Here is a 21,495-nt window from a genome sequence, read left to right on the forward strand (position 1 = left end):
ATGTACCAATGATTGTTACACTGGCAAATTATCAGTTTGTTACATTAATTTTTAGACATCATAATTAAGCATCACCACATTTGTTGTCGGGTGACATTGACACGTCAGAACGTAACCTCTGGCTACTTCATCTTCGGTAAGCGCGAAATTTTTCTCCATAAAAACTTCTCCTTCCAAAACCTGCGCTTTACACGTACAACAAACTCCTCCTTTGCATGCAAAAGGTACCGGAAGACTGTCTTTCAATGCTTTATCTAAGATACTCTCTTTTTTAGAATTAAGGTGGAACGAATATTCATCATCATCAATAATTACCGTTACCATACTTTCCAGATTGGCAATAGCTTTGAATTCATCACTCATTTCCTCCGAATTTTCTTCGTCCGGTGCAGTAAAATATTCAAACAAAACCTGAATGGCAGGTACTTTTTTATCTTTCTTCAGATAATCTGAAATCCCTTTAATCATTTCTGAAGGTCCGCAGATGAAATAAGTAGATTCTTTTACATCTATATCAGGATATCTTTCAAACAACTGTTCCAGTTTTTCGGCGGAGATTCTTCCTTCGAATACGGGATCTTCATGTTTTTCACGGCTTACCAGATAAATCACCTTTAATCTTCCGTTGAAATGTTCTACCAGCTTATCAATCTCTGCTCTTTTCATCACATGATTCATACTTCTGTTGCTGTAAAACAGATACGCACAGCTGTTCGGTTCCTGGTAAAGGCTTTCCTTGATATTGGATAAAACGGGACTGATACCGCTTCCCGCCGCTAAACCTACATAGGTTTTCACGTTGGTAGGATGATAAGAAGTATTGAAACCACCCATTGGAGGCATTACTTCCAATAACTCATCCATATGAAGGTGTTCATTGAAATAGCCTGACACTTTTCCGCCTTCCAAAAGCTTTACGAGTACTTCCAGCGTGTTGCTTTTTTCACTCGGAGCATTGCAGATAGAATAAGAACGTCTTTCTTCATTCCCGTTGATCATCATACGGAAATTAAGATACTGTCCCTGCTTGAATCTGAATTTATCCTTCAGCTCCTCCGGAATTTCTACCGCAACGTTTACTGCTTCAGAAGTATCTTTCTGAACTTTTACCGTTTTAAGTTTATAAAATGAATTCATTATTTTTTAAGTATTCTATTAATTTTTCCGCCTTCGCACTTCGGCAGGCTGTCCTGGGCATGAATTTTCACTTTCGTGGTGATTCCTACCCTCTTTTTTATTTCGTTTTCTATGTTTTTTCCAAAGCTTCCGACAAAATTAAAATAATCAGCGGTATCCGCATCTATTTTTTGAGCTTTTACCAATTCATCATCAATTTCCACATCAATATCTAAAGCTACGCACATCTGTTCTTTTTCAACAGGAGTAAGATAATAGTTTGGAATTATTCCTTTTACATGGGAAAATACCTCTTCAATCTGGCTCGGATAAACATTTACCCCTCTTACGATCAGCATATCGTCTGCTCTGCCTTTAATGGGGCGCATTTTCACCATAGTTCTTTTGGCATTTTCATCATAATACAGACTTGTAATATCATTGGTCCAGTACCGTAAAAGCGGCATTGCTTTTTTCGTCAAAGTGGTAATTACCAATACACCCTCTTCTCCAAATGGAACCGGTTCTTTCGTTATCGGATCTAAGATTTCAGGATAAAAATGATCTTCCCAAATGTAAGATCCTCCTTTTTCCTCAAAATCTTCCATAGATACTCCGGGACCGATGATCTCGCTTAATCCATAGATATTTGTAGCTTGAAGCCCTAATTTCTCTTCAATATGACCTCTTATAATTTCTGTCCATGGTTCGGAACCTAAAACCGCATATTTCAGACTTATTTCTTCTGCTGAAATGCCTCTGTTGGCAAATTCATCTGCAATGGTGAGTGCATAAGACGGTGAACAGCAGATCACTTCAGGTTTGAAGTCCAGAATAAGATCTACCTGTCTGGCCGTCATTCCTCCTGAAATCGGAAGCACGCTCATTTCTAATTTTTCCGCTCCATAATGAAGTCCTAGTCCTCCGGTAAAAATCCCGTATCCATAAGCATTATGTAGCTGCATTCCCGGTCTTGCTCCTGCTGCATACAATGATCTGGCCACTACTTCACTGAAAAGATCAACATCTTCTTTCGTGTAGCCTACCACCGTTGGTTTTCCGGTAGTACCGCTGGAACAGTGAATTCTCTGCAGTTCATTTTTCGGAACGGTAAAAAGTCCAAACGGATAATTATCCCTCAGGTCCTGTTTGTAAGTAATCGGAAGTTTCGTGATATCTTCAATGGTCCTTATATCCTGCGGAGCGATTCCTGATTCATTAAATTTCCCTCTGTAAAATTCTGATCTCTCTCCAAGATAGCCGACCAAATCTTTCAACCGGTCAGACTGAAGCAGTCTCAACTGGTCGAGCTTTAAATATTCAACTGAAAAATCCATATCCTTACTAACTAACATTTGTTAGGTGTAAATTTAAAAAGAATTTCAATGCTGACAAAATTTTTATGACATTTGTCATATTTTGAATGATTCTAAATAACAAACTGGAGTTATACTGCTAATTTCTCTGGTAAACAGTAGGAATTCCTAGCCTAACTACTTAATATCTGGGGATGTATTTTGAAACATTAAGATTTTTTAAGGAGTGAAGGAGGGTTAAGGAAATATCTGAGATATTTTTTAAGCTTGAATGCTGTAATTTTGTTGATGGACTATTGATTATCTCATAATTTAGAATCTAAATGCTGATTTTTTTCCTCGCGGATAAAGCAGATTGGGCAGATTTTGCCGGAGTGTAGATTTTAAAAATTTTTGAGCTTTTTTGTGGTAAAAAAGCTACTGTTTCTGATTTCCCAATAATCCGTATAAAAGCTTGGCTCTAATTTCATCCGTGATTTCAGAGGTGGACTCTGTATTTCTTTTGAACCAGAAGTAGGAATTATTCAGGGTATGAAGAATGAACCTTGTCGTGAAAGCCGGAGATTTCAGTTCCCAGTTTTCAGCTCTGTAGATCTCAGAAATAAGTTCTTCCACTTCTTCCTGATAATTTTTTCTTAATTCGATGAACTCAGGCAGCCTTTCCTCAAGGTGCCTCCATTCATTGGAATAAATGTGGGTAACATCACGGTTCTGAAGGACAACAGATAAATGTTTGTCGAGAAATAAGTTCAGCTTATCTTTAGGAGCAATATCTGTATTTTTTACTTCCTGGAGTTCATCGAAAAATTCCTGAGCAATTCCGAAACAGATCCATTCCAGGATTTCTTCTTTTGAACGGATATGGGCATACAGCGACGCAGCTTTGATATTAAGCTTTGTAGCCAGGTCTCTCACCGAGCTGCCCATATACCCTTTCTCTTTGAAAAGTTCTACGGCTACATCTAAAATTTTTTTCTGTTTTTCTTTAAGCTCCATCTGATAAAATGCAAAAATAACTATTCTGACGGTAATAAATTAATTTAACATCATGATTTTAAACGGAAAAGCGGGAGTTTTCTAAAACTACCTGTTAAATTTACAATTTGCCACTCCTCCGACAGAGGGGAATTTCCAGTTAAGTTCATATAAAGAAGCCTTTTAATACACAACTTTCCCAGTCTTTTAGTTTTTTAAGCTTTTTCTTAATCTGACGGTTTTTCCATTATTTCAGGTAAAACATCATGGAATCGGAAATTTTGTCAAGTTAATTTTACGTTAAAAATAGATAATTCGGAAATTTTGTCCATATTTTTTATAAATTTAATAATTGAACAGTTTTTGCGGTAAGGTAATCGATTAAATGATTAAATAACTGATGGCATTAGGAAATCAGGCCTTAAAATTTGGTTTCTTAATGTCTTTTCATCACACAACCAACAACAAAATATTACAAAAAACATAAAAAATATGAATTTAAACCAATATACTGTAAAATCACAAGAAGCAATCCAGGCAGCGCAACAGACTGCTTTGGAATTTGGCAATCAAAGCATAGAACCGCAACATATACTTGAAGGTATTTTTCAGGTAGATGAAAATATTTCGCCTTTCTTATTAAAAAAATCTGAAGCAGATGCCACTTTGGTAAGAGAGCGCAACCGTGAAAATATAGAGAAGCTTCCAAAGGTTCAGGGAGGGAATATCTATCTGTCCCAATCCGCCAATAAAGTATTGCTGGATGCTCCCAATGTTGCCAAAAAAATGGGCGACGAATATGTAACTATCGAGCATTTATGGTTAACATTACTGGAAACCGGTTCTGAAGTTTCCAAGATGCTGAAAGATATGGGAGTGACCAAAAGTCTTTTGGAAGGTGCTATTAAAGAATTAAGAAAAGGGAGTAAAGCCACTTCTGCCAGCTCGGAAGAAACTTATCAGTCCTTAAATAAATATGCTAAAAATTTCAACGAATTAGCAGCAGAAGGAAAACTGGATCCTGTGATCGGGCGTGATGAAGAAATCAGGAGAGTGCTTCAGATTCTTTCAAGAAGAACCAAAAACAATCCGATTCTCATCGGAGAGCCGGGTGTCGGTAAAACGGCGATTGCTGAAGGAATTGCACACCGCATTATTTCAGGAGATATTCCGGAAAACCTTATGGATAAAACTTTGTATTCCCTGGATATGGGTGCCTTAATTGCAGGAGCCAAATATAAAGGTGAATTTGAAGAGCGTCTAAAATCCGTTGTGAATGAAGTGATTAAATCTGAAGGACAGATCATTCTGTTTATTGACGAGATCCACACTTTGGTAGGAGCCGGAGGCGGTGAAGGAGCGATGGACGCTGCCAATATTCTCAAACCTGCTTTGGCAAGAGGGGAATTAAGAGCTATCGGTGCTACGACTCTGAATGAATATCAAAAATATTTTGAAAAAGATAAAGCACTGGAAAGACGTTTCCAAAAGGTAATGGTGGAAGAGCCGGATACCGAATCTGCGATTTCGATTTTACGTGGAATCAAGGATAAGTATGAAGCTCACCATAAAGTAAGAATCAAAGATGAAGCGATTATTGCTGCTGTGGAAATGTCTCAGAGGTATATTTCAGACCGTTTTTTACCGGACAAGGCGATTGACCTTATTGATGAGGCTTCTGCCAAACTGAGAATGGAAATCAATTCAAAACCGGAAGAACTGGATGTGCTGGACAGGAGACTTATGCAGCTGGAAATTGAATTGGCTGCCATTTCAAGAGAAGGAAACCAGACGAAGATTGATCATGTGAAAGAAGATATCTCAAGAATTTCTGAAGAAAGAAACGAGATTAATGCAAAATGGCTGAAAGAAAAGCAAAAATCTGAGGACTTAACCCAGATTAAAAAAGATATTGAATCTCTTAAACTGGAAGCTGAAAAGGCTTCAAGAGCTGGAGATTATGCGAAAGTTGCAGAAATTCAGTACGGAAAAATAAAAGAAAAGGAAGATGCTTTGCAGAAACTGGAACTGGAGATGCAAAATCATCAGAATGAATTAATTAAGGAAGAAGTTACTTCTGAAAACATCTCTGAAGTTATTGCAAAATGGACCGGAATTCCTGTAACCAAACTTCTTCAGTCCGAAAGAGAAAAACTGTTGAACCTTGAAGGTGAACTTCACCACCGTGTTGTGGGACAGGATGAAGCCATTGGTGCAGTAGCAGATGCTATCAGAAGAAACAGAGCGGGATTAAGTGATGATAAAAAACCTATCGGATCTTTCTTATTCTTAGGAACTACGGGAGTCGGAAAAACGGAGCTTGCCAAAGCTTTGGCCGAGTATCTGTTTGATGATGAAAACAATATGACGAGGATTGACATGAGTGAATACCAGGAAAGACACAGTGTTTCCAGACTGGTAGGTGCTCCTCCGGGATATGTAGGATATGATGAAGGTGGACAGCTGACTGAAGCTGTAAGAAGAAGACCTTATTCTGTTGTACTTCTGGATGAAATTGAAAAAGCGCATCCGGATGTTTTCAACACGCTATTGCAGGTTTTAGATGACGGACGTCTTACAGACAACAAGGGACGTGTGGTGAATTTTAAAAATTCGATTATCATTATGACTTCTAATTTAGGTTCGCATCTGATCCAGGAGAACTTCGAAAACATTACAGATGAAAACCAGGATGAGATTGTAGATAAAACCAAAGACGAAGTTTTTGATCTATTGAAACAGACGCTTCGCCCGGAATTCCTGAACAGAATAGATGAAGTGGTACTCTTCCAGCCTTTGAGCAAAAAAGAGATCGGAAAAATTGTTCAGTACCAGCTGAGAGGCTTTAATGATATGCTTGCCAAACGAAATATTATCATGACGGCTACTCAGGATGCTGTAGATTATCTGATGAATAAAGGTTATGATCCTTCTTTTGGAGCAAGACCGCTGAAAAGAGTAATCCAGCAGGAAGTATTAAATAAATTGTCTAAAGAGATTCTTGCAGGAAGTGTAAATGACGGCGACAGAATCACACTGGATTATTTTGAAGAGACCGGTTTGGTTTTCAGACCGACAGATCAATAAAGTAGTTTTTTTTTCATATATATTATTTTTGTAAGTAAGTGGTGCAGCCCCAATCTGCATCACTTATTTTTTATTATCAAATTTTATCAACAATTAGTGATATAATTAGTATATTTATAAACCAAATAAATTAATAACTAAAACAAAATCAACATGAAAAAGCTAAAAAGAAACGATTTAAAGAAAATCAATGGTGGAATAAGCATCCCTTCCCAAATCGACTGCTCCCTTGATATGGTTTGTCCCACCGGGCAATGTTGCTCCACAGGATATATCTGCAGAGACTGGAGGAGATATCCATGTATTTAAAACACCAACCGGAGAAAAATTCTCCGGTTTTTTTTTGAAATTTATCCTGCTTATAATTTTCCGAGTAACTTAAAAGATATAGTCTATCAATTTTATATATTAATAGAATGGTTAAAATAATAAATCAAAATAAAAAAAATAATGAATAATTTAAACTTTAACAAAATAGCAAATTAACAATAAATAATGTTAAATTATTAGATTATATTCAAACAATGCATATTTTTCATACATTTGTGATACATTCAAACCACAAAACAATAATTTTATGAAAAAAGCAGTATTAGGAGTATTAATTACTCTTTTCGTCTCGTGTAACAACGAAACAGAAAATCTCAACTCAGAAAAAACAACCCCTGAACAGCCTGCCATGGCGAATAAAGGAACAGCCATCTGCGGTTCAGATATTGTGAGACAAAAATTCCTTTCAGAAAATCCCGAAGCGGCTCAGCGTATGAATCAGATAGAAAACGGCACCGCAAAATTTATTGAAGATAAGAAAATGGGCAGGGTTCTTGCCGACGGCACTGTTGAAATCCCTGTAATCTTCAATGTTCTTTACACCAACAGCACAAACAACGTATCGGATGCGAGAATAAACTCTCAGATTGATGTACTGAACAAAGCTTTCGCTTCTACTCACGCTAATGTTTCTAATATTCCGGCAGAATTCCAGCCGGTGAATGCAGGAAATACAAAAATAAAATTCAGACTGATACAAACCAACAGAAAATCTACAACCGTTTCCAACTGGGCTCCTAACGACAATATGAAAAGATCCTCAACAGGAGGTATCAATGCTACAGATCCAAGCAAATACCTAAATATCTGGGTAGTTAATTACATGCCGTATCAGACAGGATACGTTCTTGGGTACGCTACTTTCCCTGAATCTGCAGGACTTTGGAATGACGGTGTAGTAATGATGGACGAATACGTGGGTGAAGGCGGACCTGTTGCCACTCACAACAAAGGAAGAGTAACCGTACACGAAGTAGGACACTATCTGAACCTTAGACACATCTGGGGTGATGCCAACTGTGGAAACGACTTCGTAGATGATACTCCACAGCAGATCACCAACCACAGAGGCGTACCTTCTTATCCTAAAATGGAAACATGTGGAGGCGTATCACGTTCTACCATGTTCATGAATTATATGGATTATTCTGATGAAACCACTCTATTCATGTTTACAAAGAAACAAAACGACAGAATGCAGGCTTCAATTTCCGCAAATGGGCCAAGAGCCGGTCTGAGATTACTATAATCACATCACACTACTATATCCAAAAGTCCCCAGCGTTTTATACGTTGGGGACTTTGTTATTTCAATATTTTATACAATCCGTAAAAACACGGAAAATTAACGGGAAAAAACACATGCTGTTTAACATAAATTTTTACGAAATTTGCGCTACTAACTAACATTCTATTATAAAACTAACGTTATGAAAACAGAACCTACTCCAAAAGGCGGGGCATCTGAAGCTATTCCGGGTAGCAATACCATTGCATCAGAGCTCGTAAAAAAACTGATCAGTAACTACAGAGACAACCAAATGCAGGCCGTCAACAAGGAATTGGGAATTACAGATTCTCAATCTATCTGGTTTGACCTTGCAAAACTTAAAAATTTCATTGCCTGTATAGAAAATGAAGCCAGAAACGCAAATCCTGATGTTTCCGAAGCAGATTTGGGGATCAGATTTTATTATGCAGCCTATCCGAAAGCTGATGACTGGGGCATTATGGAAAGCCATCCTGTAGAAAGAGAATACGCGGAAAGACACACTCTGGTGATGATTCCTACGTTAAAGAAAGAAGACGAAAACGGAGACATGCTTAATTACGATTTCTGCCCTTCCAATAACGGTTCTACACTGGCATTGGCATCAAGAAAACAAGCACTCAACTCCTTAACTCTTGCAGAAAACCACGGAACTTTATCTCCACCCGATAATCCAAAAACCGAGATGTTTCCTTAATCAATAATTTATTTTACCTCACAACAAACATGGCTGATTTTCATATGATACTTCAGAAATCCCTGATCTGGATGGAAGGACTTGCCGCTATCATATCCCTTTTTTACTACAACCGCAGTAAGAAAGACCGATACTGGAATGTCTTTTCCATCTATCTTATAATCATGTTTATCTCTGAAGCCATTGGAAAATGGGGATATTTGTTTATGGATTATAATAAGCCGTACTTTTTCAATTATTTCGTAATCCCACTTGAGTTTCTTTTCTTTTATTGGTTGTATGCAGCAAAGTCACTGGGAAGGCCTAAACTTTTCTACATTTTGTCCCTACTCTATTTATTATCATTCATACCCAGCGAAATATTTTTCACCACTAAAAAGATCATTTTATCTTTCAACTATACGTTTGGTTGTCTTATCCTTATGGTGCTGGTTATCATGGAATATTACAAACAGATTAACTCTGCCGAGATCCTCAACTTCAGCAGGAACAAAATGTTTTACATCAATCTGGGAGTTACCTTATTTTACATAGGAACATTGCCGTTCTGGACATTCTTTACTCTAATTAAGAATTACAGAGAGCTTCATGACATTTATTTTTCTTATTTTCTGATTTCGGGAATTATTATGTATTTATTATTTTCAATTTCATTCATATGGGGGAAACAGAGCTCATCATAACATTAATTTTATTCAATATATTCTTTGTATTGTTTGTAGCTGCTATAATGGTTTATATCAGAAAATACCAGCAACGCAAAAAAGAATATATGAATGAAATTGAAGTAAAGAACGAAATTCATAAGCGGGAGCTGCTGGCTACCCAGCTTGAAATTCAGCAGGCAACGATGCAGCAGATCGGGCGTGAACTTCACGATAATATCGGGCAGAAATTAACCCTGGTCAGCCTGTATACCCAACAGCTTCTTTACGAAAACAGGGTCCCGGAAGTAAGTGAAAGAATTGACCAGGTTTCTCAGATCATCAATCAATCTCTGCAGGATCTGAGGAGCCTTTCAAAAACTCTTACTGATGATAATATTAACCAAAAGGAAATTGTAACTTTAATTCAGGAAGAGGTGGATAACACCAATACTTTCAAAAGGTGTAAGGTAACTTTCGAACATAATTTTAAACAGCTGGATCTGGGATTTGTTCACAAAAATGTATTACTGAGAATTACACAGGAATTCATCCAGAACAGTATCAAGCACGCCAACTGTAAAAATATATTTATCAGTCTGAGCACTTCGGATGAGATCCTTTGGGAACTGAATCTCAGAGACGACGGAATCGGGTTTGATAACAGCAAGATAAAATCCGGAGGAATAGGACTGACGAATATGAAAAACAGGGCAGCAATCATAGGCGCCGAATTCAGTTTTGAAAGCCATAAAAACATCGGAACAACACTCAATATTATTCTAAAAAAACAGTCATGAAAAAAACGATAGTTATTGTAGACGACCATATCCTTATCGCCAAAGCACTTGAAGGAATTATTGGCAATTTTAAAGAATTCGAAGTCATTTACGTGTGTGAGAACGGTAAGGACCTGATTGAGAAATTCGAAAGTGGTGAAAAAATTCCCGATATCATCCTATTGGACATCAGCATGCCTATCATGGATGGCTTTGAAACCGCAGCCTGGCTTTCGCAGAATCATCCGGACATCAAAGCAATGGCACTCAGCATGCAGGGCGATGACAACAGTGTCATAAAAATGATTAAAAACGGCGCGAAAGGATATCTGCTGAAAAACACCCATCCTAAAGATCTGGAAACAGCTTTAACAAAATTAAACTCTGACGGATTCTTTTACCCGGAATGGGCATCCAAAATTATATTTTCCAATCTGAACAAGGACAAGGAAACAGAAAATACCATAAGAATCTCAGACCGTGAAAGAGAGTTCCTGAAATATACCGTAACAGAGCTAAGTTATAAAGAGATTGCAGATAAAATGTGCTGCAGTCCGAGAACCGTAGAAAGCTATCGTGACCAGTTATGTGATAAATTAGACCTGAAAACACGGGTAGGACTTGCCGTTTTTGCTATTAAAAATGGATTTGCAGGCTAACAAAAAATATTAAAATTTTTAATCTTTTTGAATAAAATCAATTAATTATTTTCAATAAAAACAAATTACGTAGTAAAATAATTAAACACACCATAGTGATATGATTAAAATTCAACAAAATACAGAATAAAGTAAATAATATTCAATAACAATAAGGGTTGGGTAGTAAATATTTAAATATTTATCAAAATATTTTGTTTTTTAATTTTTTATAATATAAATTTGGAGACCAAACCATTAACAATATATTATGAAAAAACTATTCTTCGGGGCTCTTGTCCTGAGCTTCATGTCAGCCTGTAACAGCGACAACCTATCCAATCAGGAAGAAATGTCCCAAGATCAAGGGGTTCCTACCGCCAATGCCGCATCAAAGAGAACCTGCCCTTCAGACATCATAAGAGAAAAAGCTCTTAAAAACGATCCGACACTAAGAGCCAGATTTGAGGCTAATGAGCTACAGTCTGAAAACTATCTGAGAGATCTATCCATGGGCAAAGTACTGGCAGACGGAACCGTTGAAATCCCGGTTGTTTTCAATGTGATCTACAACACATCCGCCCAAAATGTTTCTGATGCTAGAATTGCAGAACAAATTGCAGTATTGAATGCAGATTACAGCGCTACCAATTCTGACATCAATAAAATACCTTCAGCATTCCAGTCTTCTGCTGCCGGCAACGTTAAAATCAGTTTCAAACTGGTAGCAACCAACCGTAAGCAAAGTACAAAAACAGGCTGGAGATCTGATCTGGAAGAAATGAAAAAATCAACTACCGGAGGTATTAATGCTACTGATCCTACAAAAAATATGAACGTATGGGTTGTTAATTCTATCCTTGATGAGAACGGAGACCCGGGAACACTAGGATACGCATATTACCCTGAATCTGCAGGATTATGGTATGATGGTCTTGTAATAGGTTACCAATACATTGGAAAAACAGGAGCTTCTGCTCCGTTCAACTTAGGAAGAACCGTTACACACGAAGTAGGTCACTACTTAAACCTGCCTCACCTTTGGGGATCTTCCAATACAGGATGCCAGACGGATTATTCTAATGACACTCCAACTTCTCCTGGTCCTAACTACGGAACACCTTCTTATCCTTTAAACAGAGTTTGCGGAGGAGTGAGCCGTTCTCAGATGTTTATGAACTATATGGATTATGTAGATGACAAAGCCATGTTTATGTTCTCTGCAAATCAGAAAACAAGAATGCAGGCTGTAGTAGCTGCTGCTGGTCCAAGAGCCGGATTAAGATAATAAAAAGTAAATTAATTTTAAATAATGAAAAGCCTGAATGAATGTTCAGGCTTTTTTTGTATAGATTCTCATCAAATAAATTCATACAACAGGGATTTATCCTTATTATCACATGCAATTATTTAAACTACAACCTCAACAAAACATTAAAATATTTAAGACAAAAACAACAAAACACCCAAATACCCGTACAATTTCAAAAATAATTCTCATTTGATTGCATTTTATTTTCGGGGATAATAATTTTATCACACAAACCTAAATATCAAATGTTATGAAAAAACTATTGTTTGGAATCCTGGTAATAGGTGCATTATCTGCTTGTAACAGCGACAACGTGTCCAATCAGGAAGAAATGTCCCAAAACTCAGAGATTCCTACCACCAATGCCACATCAAAGAGAGTCTGCCCTTCTGATCTTCTAAGAGAGAAAGCTCTTAAAAATAATCCTGAACTGAGAGCCAGATATGAAGCCAATGAATTACAGGCTGAAAAATTCTCAAAAGATGTTATGATGGGCAAAGTACTGGCAGACGGAACTGTTGAAATCCCGGTTGTTTTAAATGTGATCTATAACACATCGCCCCAAAACATTTCCGATGCGAGAATTGCAGAACAAATTGCTATATTGAATACAGACTATGGAGCAACCAACTCTGATATTAACAAAATACCATCTGAATTCAAGCCTGCTGCTGCCGGAGATGTGAAAATCCGTTTCAAACTGGTGGCAACCAACCGTAAGCAAAGCTCAAAAACAGGTTGGAAAATTGATCTGGACGAAATGAAGAAATCGAGTACAGGAGGTATTGATACCACTAATCCTACAAAAAACATGAATGTATGGATTGTTAATTCTATCCTTGATGAGAACGGAGTTCCAGGAATATTAGGATATGCAACTTCTCCTGAATCTGTCGGGTTATGGTATGACGGTCTTGTAATAGGTTGCCAATATTTCGGAAAAACAGGCGCTTCGGCTCCATTTAACCTGGGAAGAACCGTTACACACGAAGTAGGTCATTATTTAAACTTACCTCACATCTGGGGGCCTTCAGATGCAGGATGCCTGACTGATTATTCTAATGACACCCCTGATTCTCCCGGTCCTAACTACGGAACACCAACCTATCCTTTATACAAAACTTGTGGAGGAGTAAGCCGTTCTCAAATGTTTATGAATTATATGGATTATGTGGATGACAAAATGATGTTTATGTTCTCCGCCAATCAGAAAACAAGAATGCAGGCTGTAGTAGCCGCAGCAGGTCCAAGAGCCGGATTGAGATAATAAAAGTAAAATGATTTTAAATAATGAAGAGCCTGAATGAATATTCAGGCTTTTTTATTAAACCCTATAAGACACAGAAATGCACAATAGGCAAGCTCCTGAAATCAAATTAACACAATATCATAATTTTCTCTAATTTATTATGACAAACATAATTATTCAAAGAAAAAAATACCAATTAATTACCAAAATACTAAATAAACTATTGCGTAATAATTAACAATTATTTAATTTCATCTTCCAAAACTTGAAAATTTATGAAAAAACTATTATTCGGCGTGATTGCTCTAAGCTTCATAACAGCTTGTAACAGCGACAACATTTCTAATCAAAATGAAAATCCCGCCAACGACAACACTTCTTCATCTGATCTGGCAAAAAGAGGCTGCGCATCTGAAGAGGTAAGACAAGAGGCTTTAAACAGCAATGCAGAACTCAGACAAAGATTAGCTACTCTGGAAACAAACACAGAGAAATTTACTAATGATTTAAAAGCCGGAAAAGTTCTCCCGGACGGAAGTATAGAAATTCCGGTTGTTGTCAATGTACTTTACAAAACAACGGCAGAAAATGTTTCTGATGCGAGAATTGCAGAGCAGATCAGCGTTCTGAATGCAGACTTCGGCGGAACAAACACAGACATTAATAAAATCCCTTCTGAATTCCAGGCTGTAAGCGCAGGCAATACGCAGGTAAAATTCAGATTGGTGAATACCATAAGAAAAGCAACAAGCAAATCAAGCTGGGCAACCAACGATGATATGAAGAAAGCCTCAAAAGGTGGCATTGATGCTACCAGCCCAGCCAATTACTTAAACATTTGGATTGTTGGAAAAATGACCAGCCAGGGAAAAACTATTCTTGGATATGCCACATTCCCTGAATCTGCAGGATTGTGGAATGACGGTGTAGCTATTGCCGCTCCTTATTTTGGAAAAACCGGAGCATCATCACCTTTCAACCTGGGAAGAACCGCAACACACGAGGTGGGGCATTATTTAAACCTGAGACATATCTGGGGAGATGCAAACTGTGGCAATGATCAGGTTTCAGATACACCTACACAAACTACTGCGAATTACGGAAAGCCGTCATACCCGCTATACAATACCTGTAGTGGTGTTCAAAGATCTGTAATGTTTATGAATTATATGGATTATGTAGATGACGCCGCAATGTTCATGTTCTCTGCAGGACAAAAGACAAGAGTGCAGTCGGTATTAGCTTCTAACGGGGCCAGATCCGGATTAAGACTTTATTAATATCTACATTAATTTCAATAAAAAAAGCCTGAATTTATATTCAGGCTTTTGATTTTATAAAGGTTTTGTATTATTTTCCGGCGTGTAATCCATAAAAATATCCCCGTCTAAAGTAACTGATTTTACTTTCTTCTTAATCGGAACCGTAAGATCTGTCTGTTTTTGATTTTTCTCCCAAATACCGGGCGAGAAATGCAATTTTTCTACAGATCCGTCCTCATAATTCAAAACAGCATCAAACGGAATGGCAAATCCTCCTGTATTATCTACATTCACAGTAAGAAGATCGTTTAGCTGTGAAGCACCCGTTATCTTTAAATCGATATAATTATTACTGTAAAACCAGTTTTGAAAGAACCAGTTTAAATTTTTACCGGAACCCGTATTCATAGAATTGAAATAATCCCACGGAACGGGATGCTTGCCGTTCCAGTTATTCATATAGTGCAGCAATGCTTTTTTAAAAAGATCATCACCCAGGTAGTCTTTCAATGCCAGATAAGACAGTGATGCTTTTACATAAGAATTATTTCCGTATCCGGCTCCGCTCACCTGTGTACTCATGGTAATGATTGGCTGGTCCTGTTCAGCAGAGGGATCTTTAATCCATTTTTTAACTCTGAAATTCTTATAAAATTCTTTGGCTGCCGCTTCTCCGTTTTCGTCAATTCCGATCAGATATTCAAGAGTCGTTGCCCAACCTTCATCCATAAAAGCATAACGGGTTTCGTTGATTCCCATATAAAAAGGGAAATATGTGTGTGCAATCTCATGATCTGCTGTAAGTCTTGCATCACGAAGGTCATCAGGAATACTGGTGTCATTAATCATCATAGGATATTCCATGTCTGCATATCCTTGAATAGCAGTCATCACATTATAAGGATATTCTACTCCCGGCCATTTTTTTGAGAACCAGTCCAGATTATAGCGCATCCAGTCTACATACTGTTCAAAATCTTTGGCACCGGCTTTATATCCTGCCTGAACACTGGCTCTTTTTGTTTTCAACTGAACACTTGCCGCATCCCACATATAATGGTTGCTCAATGCAAAACAAAAATCTGTAATATGGCTGGCCTTAAATTTCCAGACATTCCATTTATTCTGTTTCGTTACTTTTCCGGATTTCATTTCCTGTTCAGAAGCAATATGAATCAGTTTATCACTTTTAAGAGAGGATTTATATCTTTTTAAATACTCCGGCTGAAGTACGGCATCAGGATTCAGAAAATCTCCGGTAGCCCAAACCACAAAGTTTTTGGGAGCAGAAATGCTAAAATTATAATCATTAAAATCATTATAAAACTCCTGCCTGTCCGAATGGGGAAGCATATCCCATCCGTTATAATCGTCATAAACTGAAATTCTGGGGAAAGAATAGGCTACATAAAAAGTTTCCGGATCTATCTGCCCTTCTCTTCCACTCTGTACAGAAAGCGGGTATTCCCATTCAATTTTCACTTCAGCTTTTGCTCCGGCCTTGAGTGCTTTATTTAGTTTTACTTTTTCTACAGTTCCCCAATCATCACTATTGACCCCATATTTTTCACCATTAACGATGAAAGATTTGATATGAAGACCTGAAGACAGAAAATCTTTGGATACAAAACCCGATCTTGGGGATTGCGGCTTATGAAGATTGTTCACAAATCTGACAGCCAGTTCCTGAAGTTCATCCGGACTATTGTTGCTGTACGTGATTGTCTCCTTTCCTAAGACCGTTTTAGTGGCAGCATCCACTTTTACCTCTACATTATAAATTCCTTTATTCTGCCAGTAGTTCTTACCCGGAGCACCAGACACATCACGGGTTCCTTTTTCATAGGCTTTTTTAATATTTCTTGGCATATAGAGCTCCTGAGCAGAAAACTGTTGTATAAAAACAGTTGCTATCACTGCACAAAGAAATCGTTTCATATCTCTAATTTTTAAAAATAAGTATCAAAATTAGCAAAAATGTAACAGGACGTGCTTATTTCTTTTATAATAATGTTTTATGGGTGGAAAGAATTTTAGATTTTAGACAGCAGATGTCAGATATCAGACGCCAGATGGGAAATGAGGGATAGAGATAGGGCAAATGTCACTGGTGAAATCTGTTGCGCCTGTAAATGGTGGCTTCGGGAGCCTCAGCCACCAGGTATTTGCCCTATATTCAATATTTTTCAGATCGGTAAACTCTCAAACTCGCCAATTGATAACATTCAAACCCCGTATTCCGAAACCCAAACTAGTAAAACCCGCAACTCTCAAACCCTAAAACGCTCTCACCCCGAAACCCGCATCCCGCAGCGCGATCACAGCCTATCCTGCTCGTCCGTTTTCTTTATCGTTTTCGCATTCTTCACAGACTGATTTCCGAAATTAAATTTAAGAGAAAGAGTAAAGCCCTGATTATCCGAATAATCCAGAAAATAATTATCCTGATTGGCATATTTTGTACTTACCTTCTGCCCCATTGTTCTGAATATATCATTGAAAATAAGAGAAGCTTCCAGCTTTTTATCAAAAAATTTACGGTTCATGACGAAATAGGCGGACCAAGCACTGGAAATTCTGAACGTTCCCTGTATTCCCGGCGAATAATACTTATGCCCCGCTTCCACTTTCCAGTCACTGCTTTTATCCAGCGTAAAACCTGTTGAAATATTGGAAACCCAGTTCCATACTTTGTTTTTATAGAGAAGGCCATCCGTACCTTTAAAATAATTTTCGTTGTGTTCCAGATTTTCAGACAGAATCAATGTCCACCAGGGTTTGATCTGAAAATTTTTGTAGAGACTTCCTCCAAAAGCCTGTCCTTTTTCGATATTGGTAAAATAATAGATCAGACTGTTTGTACTGGGTTCCTGATATGAAATTTCCATGGAAGGATAAATCTCTTTACGGTAATACAGATCCAGATTCCAGCCTTTCCAGGAATAGGTAAGATTCAGATTGTGAATAATAGTTGCCTTCAGTTTTGGATCTCCCTGATAATAAGAGAATAAATTGTAATAGGATTTAGCAGGATTTAACCAGGAATAAGAAGGTCTGCTGATTCTTTTCCCGTAAGACAACCCGAATTCATGCTTACTTTCTGTCGAATATTGAGCATAAAAAGTGGGAAAAAGATTCCAGTAATTATTTTTATTAAGCTCATAAGGTTCAGAAACTATTCCTTCCAGGTCTGTCATTTCTGCACGGAGTCCGCCTTTAAAATTCCATCGGCCAAGATTGTAAGCTAATGAAGAATACACTGCAAAATTGTGTTCTTTATAATCGAAGATACTGCTCTTCTCGGGTCTGTATTGCAGTATCCCATTTTCGTTGTCTGAAAAATCGAGGCCGCTTTGTGTTTTCACGAAACTATACTTTACACCGGATTCAAATTCCAGTTTTTTATCTTTCCACTGATAATCAGCCTGTGTAGAATACAACTTAACATCTGCTTTATTTTGAGTGAGAAAATTATCATTCCGTGGTGCTTCTCCTGCAAAATTCAGGTGGGTAAGTACATTCTGATATTTATCCGCATTATTTCCGGTAAAATAACTGATCCATGAAAGACTGCTCTTTTTATTCAACTTTCTATCCACCTGAAAGCTCAGTGAGTTGTTGATTGTACGGGATCGATGATCATTAATGGTAGTATAATCAGACTCAGGGATATCCTGGTTGTTATAAATCAAAGTAGGTACAACATAGGTTCCATAGGATTTGGGACTGAAAAATCCTGAATAATTAAGACTCAGATTAGTAAGACTGTCTATTTCATATTCCGCATTGAAATTCACGGTATTCTGAGCCTTGTTTTTATCTTTCCGGTTCATGATACTCACCCATCTGGTCTGGCTTTCCTGATAGTTTACATAATCTGTACCTTCACGGTAATACGTCCCTGAACCTCGGTAATAGCTTCCCATCAAAGAAAGCTTGTCTTTTTTATAATATTGAGATATCCCCGCAACCCCTTTCGCATACTGCGTCTGAACATATTTGGAAAATATTGTCCCGCGGTAGCCTTCTATTTTATTTTTCTTCATAATAATATTCAGAACTGCACTACCCGATGCTTCATATTTTGCAGGCGGATTGGTAATGACTTCTACAGATTTAATTTCGTCTCCCTGCGTATTTTCAAGGAAGTTTTTAAGCTCTTCTCCTGTCAGCATTACTTTTTTATCATTAATGGTCACAAGAATTCCTGTACCTCCTTTAATGGCGATCACATCATTATTAATGGTCACATTCGGAGTTTTCTTCAGAATTTCCCATGCATTGAGTGAAGATATATTGCTGTTTTCCACATTAAATTCCAGTCGGTCTACCTTTCTGGTGACCACAGGTTTCTGTTTGGTTATAACAACACCTTCAATTTCCCGGGACTTTTTTTTGAGCATGATTTTTAACAATCCATTTTCCTGTTGAGTGCCTATTATTTCCTCAAAAGGTTCATAACCGTTTTTTTTGATCATGATTTTTACAGAATCCACAGCAATTCCTTCCAGACTGAAATTTCCTTCTGCATCTGTTTTTATCGCTTTGATGAGTTCATTCTTCAAATTATAAGCTTCAATATCAGCAGAAGATATTTTCCCGTTGTCCGCATCCGTTACTGAACCTTTAATGGTCTGATTCTGGGCAGACAGCATCATAGGAAACAGCAGTAAAATAAAAAATTTATACATAATTGATTTTGAAAAGCATGACTATTTTTCTGCTTTACGGTTCAAAATTCAATATTTGCAGAGAAAATTTCGGTTAATGAAAGGTTAATGATGGGTTAATGCTTTCAAGGGGAAAGTCTAAAGCTTTATCTTTGTTTTGATGATATCCAAAAGCAAATATCTTATCGCACTTTTTGCTGCACTGTTCCTGCTTCTGCTGGGAATACAGGTCTTTTTTATGTACAAAACCTATCAGGTGAAGGAACGCGAAATCTACAGAACCGTGCATGAAGGACTTACCAACTACACGGACAGGCTGGAAGATCTGGGAGGCATGAAAAGCAGGAATGATGATACCATTCATAAGATTCTGATCCGATATCACGACAAAAAAATCAGTAAAAAAGATTTCCTGGCCTATTTTGAAAGGAACAGAAAAGATAATGAAAAGCATTTAAGCCAGTATGTGGATCAGCGTTTTAAAAAAGAAGGCTATAAAATAGCTACAAAAACGGAATACATCTCTATTATTTATATTCCGGACAGCACCCGCCTGATTGATGCGCCGATTACCCTGTACGAAACGAAAAATAAAGTCACTAATTCTAAAATTTCCAATACCGGCAAATGGGAAACCTCATCAAAATCCACGACTGACGGTGATGGCCCGGCCAGAGATGATTCATTTTTTGTAAAAAGCAATACCGGTTTTGAAATCTTAAATATCAAAACCATTATATTTAAGGAGCTTGCCTTGCTTACCATTTCCTGCATCGCTATTCTTGCGAGTGTTCTGCTGCTTTATATTTTTACGGTTAAAAATTTAGCACGGCAACAGAAACAGGTAGAAGTTCTCCACACTGTTGTGGATAATATTTCCCATGAATTTAAAACCCCGATCGCCACTTTGAAAATTGCTTCTAAAGCTTTAAAAAAGGAATGGAATCCGGAAACCCTCCCTCTGATTGACCGGCAGATCGGCCGTCTTGAAAATCTGATGCTCCAGCTTCATACCGATGAAACTTCCGCCGAAATGGCTTCAATACAGCCTGAAGACTGGAATTTCTTTATACAGGATCTTGCTTTTACTTACCCTGAAACAGATTTCCAACTCACTAATCAGGTTTCAGAGCCGCTTCCTTTTGATAAAAATCTGATGGAAACGGTCATCAAAAATCTTTGTGAAAACAGTGTAAAATACGGTTCATCCCAGATAATGATCAACCTCAGCACAACTGCTCAGCATCTTAAAATTGAGGTCTCTGACAATGGCTGCGGCATGGAGAAAAAAGAATTCGACTCCATTTTTGAGAAATTTTACAGAATCCAGTCTAATAACATCCACAATACCAAAGGGTTGGGACTTGGACTTTATTTCGTTAAAAAAATTGTGACCAAATATCAAGGCCACATAGATGTTTCCAGCCGTTCCAATTCCGGGACTGCCTTTAAAATATCGTTACCTTATGAAAACTAAGATTCTTTTAGCAGAAGACGATCCGGATTTCGGAATGATCCTGAAACAGTATCTTGAACTGGAAGATTTTGAGGTATCCTGGTTTCAGAATCCGGAAGAAGTTGTCAATATTTTAGGGAATGATTTTCCGTTTCATATTGGTATCCTTGATGTGATGATGCCTTCAATGGATGGGTTTTCCCTGGCTAAACTGATTTTAAAGGAGAAAAGCAGCTTTCCTATACTTTTTCTGACGGCTAAAAATCAGAAAATCGACCGTCTTATGGGGCTGAAGATCGGGGCAGACGATTATATCGCAAAACCCTGCGATCCTGAAGAACTTGTTTTAAGAATCAAAAATATCCTTAAAAGAACGCAACCTGTCCCGTCATCACAGATTAAAATGGGCAGTTATTTTCTGGATACGGAAAAATTACTGCTTTCCCATCCCGAAGGAAATATACGCCTTACCATCCGGGAACAGGAACTTCTTCTGTATCTACTGAAACACAACGGAACGATGATTAAAAGGGACGATATTCTGGACAATCTATGGGAAACCAATGATTATTTTACAGGAAGAAGTCTGGACGTATTCATCAGCAGACTGAGAAAATATTTTCTGAATGATCCCGCAGTAAAAATCCAATCCCTGAGAGGAATTGGATTTGAAGTCGATTTTCCGGAAAACTGA

Annotated in this window: 16 protein-coding genes; 11 read left to right on the forward strand and 5 right to left on the reverse strand. The window is 37.7% G+C overall.

Going from position 1 to position 21,495, the window contains the following annotated elements; genetic code table 11:
- Positions 1-51: 51 nt before the first annotated feature.
- The 3 genes from ACM46_RS00360 to ACM46_RS00370 all read right to left on the reverse strand — a co-directional run bounded on the left by ACM46_RS00360 (position 52) and on the right by ACM46_RS00370 (position 3,428).
- The gene (locus ACM46_RS00360; RefSeq protein ID WP_048504658.1) at positions 52-1,137 is read right to left on the reverse strand and encodes a 2Fe-2S iron-sulfur cluster-binding protein; all 1,086 of its coding nucleotides are present in this window, start codon (positions 1,135-1,137) and stop codon (positions 52-54) included.
- Entirely contained in the window at positions 1,137-2,453 is a 1,317-nt protein-coding gene (locus tag ACM46_RS00365) for a phenylacetate--CoA ligase family protein (RefSeq protein WP_048504659.1), read from the reverse strand. The genes ACM46_RS00360 and ACM46_RS00365 overlap by 1 nt, the downstream gene beginning before the upstream one ends.
- A 396-nt stretch (positions 2,454-2,849) precedes the next feature.
- On the reverse strand, positions 2,850-3,428 hold the full coding sequence (locus ACM46_RS00370; RefSeq protein WP_048504660.1) for a TetR/AcrR family transcriptional regulator: 579 nt from the start codon (positions 3,426-3,428) through the stop codon (positions 2,850-2,852).
- A gap of 471 nt (positions 3,429-3,899) precedes the next feature.
- Between ACM46_RS00370 and clpB the strand changes: the two genes are divergently transcribed.
- From clpB to ACM46_RS00415, 9 genes are all read left to right on the forward strand, one after another.
- The gene (gene clpB, locus ACM46_RS00375) at positions 3,900-6,494 is read left to right on the forward strand and encodes an ATP-dependent chaperone ClpB (protein ID WP_048504661.1); all 2,595 of its coding nucleotides are present in this window, start codon (positions 3,900-3,902) and stop codon (positions 6,492-6,494) included.
- 577 nt (positions 6,495-7,071) lie between these two features.
- Positions 7,072-8,073, forward strand: a complete 1,002-nt coding sequence (locus tag ACM46_RS00380; RefSeq protein WP_048504662.1) for a zinc metalloprotease — start codon at positions 7,072-7,074, stop codon at positions 8,071-8,073.
- Between the two features lie 181 nt (positions 8,074-8,254).
- A complete protein-coding gene (locus ACM46_RS00385) occupies positions 8,255-8,791 on the forward strand; it encodes a hypothetical protein (protein WP_048504663.1) in 537 nt (178 codons plus the stop codon).
- A 44-nt stretch (positions 8,792-8,835) separates the two neighbouring features.
- On the forward strand, positions 8,836-9,474 hold the full coding sequence (locus tag ACM46_RS00390; RefSeq protein ID WP_241485944.1) for a hypothetical protein: 639 nt from the start codon (positions 8,836-8,838) through the stop codon (positions 9,472-9,474).
- A gap of 89 nt (positions 9,475-9,563) precedes the next feature.
- Positions 9,564-10,235, forward strand: a complete 672-nt coding sequence (locus ACM46_RS00395; RefSeq protein ID WP_241485945.1) for a sensor histidine kinase — start codon at positions 9,564-9,566, stop codon at positions 10,233-10,235.
- Positions 10,232-10,873 (forward strand): response regulator transcription factor, encoded by a 642-nt coding sequence (locus tag ACM46_RS00400; protein WP_048504666.1) that lies wholly within the window; start codon positions 10,232-10,234, stop codon positions 10,871-10,873. Before ACM46_RS00395 ends, ACM46_RS00400 begins: the two co-directional genes overlap by 4 nt.
- 250 nt (positions 10,874-11,123) lie before the next feature.
- The gene (locus ACM46_RS00405; RefSeq protein ID WP_048504667.1) at positions 11,124-12,140 is read left to right on the forward strand and encodes a zinc metalloprotease; all 1,017 of its coding nucleotides are present in this window, start codon (positions 11,124-11,126) and stop codon (positions 12,138-12,140) included.
- A gap of 274 nt (positions 12,141-12,414) precedes the next feature.
- On the forward strand, positions 12,415-13,431 hold the full coding sequence (locus tag ACM46_RS00410; RefSeq protein ID WP_048504668.1) for a zinc metalloprotease: 1,017 nt from the start codon (positions 12,415-12,417) through the stop codon (positions 13,429-13,431).
- A gap of 257 nt (positions 13,432-13,688) precedes the next feature.
- Positions 13,689-14,693 carry a zinc metalloprotease gene (locus ACM46_RS00415; RefSeq protein WP_048504669.1) on the forward strand — a complete coding sequence of 335 codons (1,005 nt, stop codon included), beginning with the start codon at positions 13,689-13,691 and terminating at the stop codon, positions 14,691-14,693.
- A 54-nt stretch (positions 14,694-14,747) separates the two neighbouring features.
- On the opposite strand, the gene ACM46_RS00420 is transcribed toward ACM46_RS00415, so the two are convergent.
- Together ACM46_RS00420 and ACM46_RS00425 are read right to left on the reverse strand one after the other, a co-directional pair.
- Positions 14,748-16,613, reverse strand: a complete 1,866-nt coding sequence (locus ACM46_RS00420; RefSeq protein ID WP_048504670.1) for a M1 family metallopeptidase — start codon at positions 16,611-16,613, stop codon at positions 14,748-14,750.
- Positions 16,614-16,993: 380 nt separating this feature from the next.
- Positions 16,994-19,366 (reverse strand): outer membrane beta-barrel family protein, encoded by a 2,373-nt coding sequence (locus ACM46_RS00425; protein ID WP_048504671.1) that lies wholly within the window; start codon positions 19,364-19,366, stop codon positions 16,994-16,996.
- Positions 19,367-19,505: 139 nt separating this feature from the next.
- On the opposite strand from ACM46_RS00425, the gene ACM46_RS00430 reads away from it, so the two are divergent.
- Complete coding sequence (locus tag ACM46_RS00430; protein ID WP_048504672.1) at positions 19,506-20,822, forward strand: sensor histidine kinase; 1,317 nt, start codon at positions 19,506-19,508, stop codon at positions 20,820-20,822.
- The gene (locus ACM46_RS00435) at positions 20,812-21,495 is read left to right on the forward strand and encodes a response regulator transcription factor (protein ID WP_048504673.1); all 684 of its coding nucleotides are present in this window, start codon (positions 20,812-20,814) and stop codon (positions 21,493-21,495) included. The genes ACM46_RS00430 and ACM46_RS00435 overlap by 11 nt, the downstream gene beginning before the upstream one ends.

This window comes from Chryseobacterium angstadtii (assembly GCF_001045465.1).
Classification (GTDB): Bacteria; Bacteroidota; Bacteroidia; order Flavobacteriales; family Weeksellaceae; genus Chryseobacterium; species Chryseobacterium angstadtii.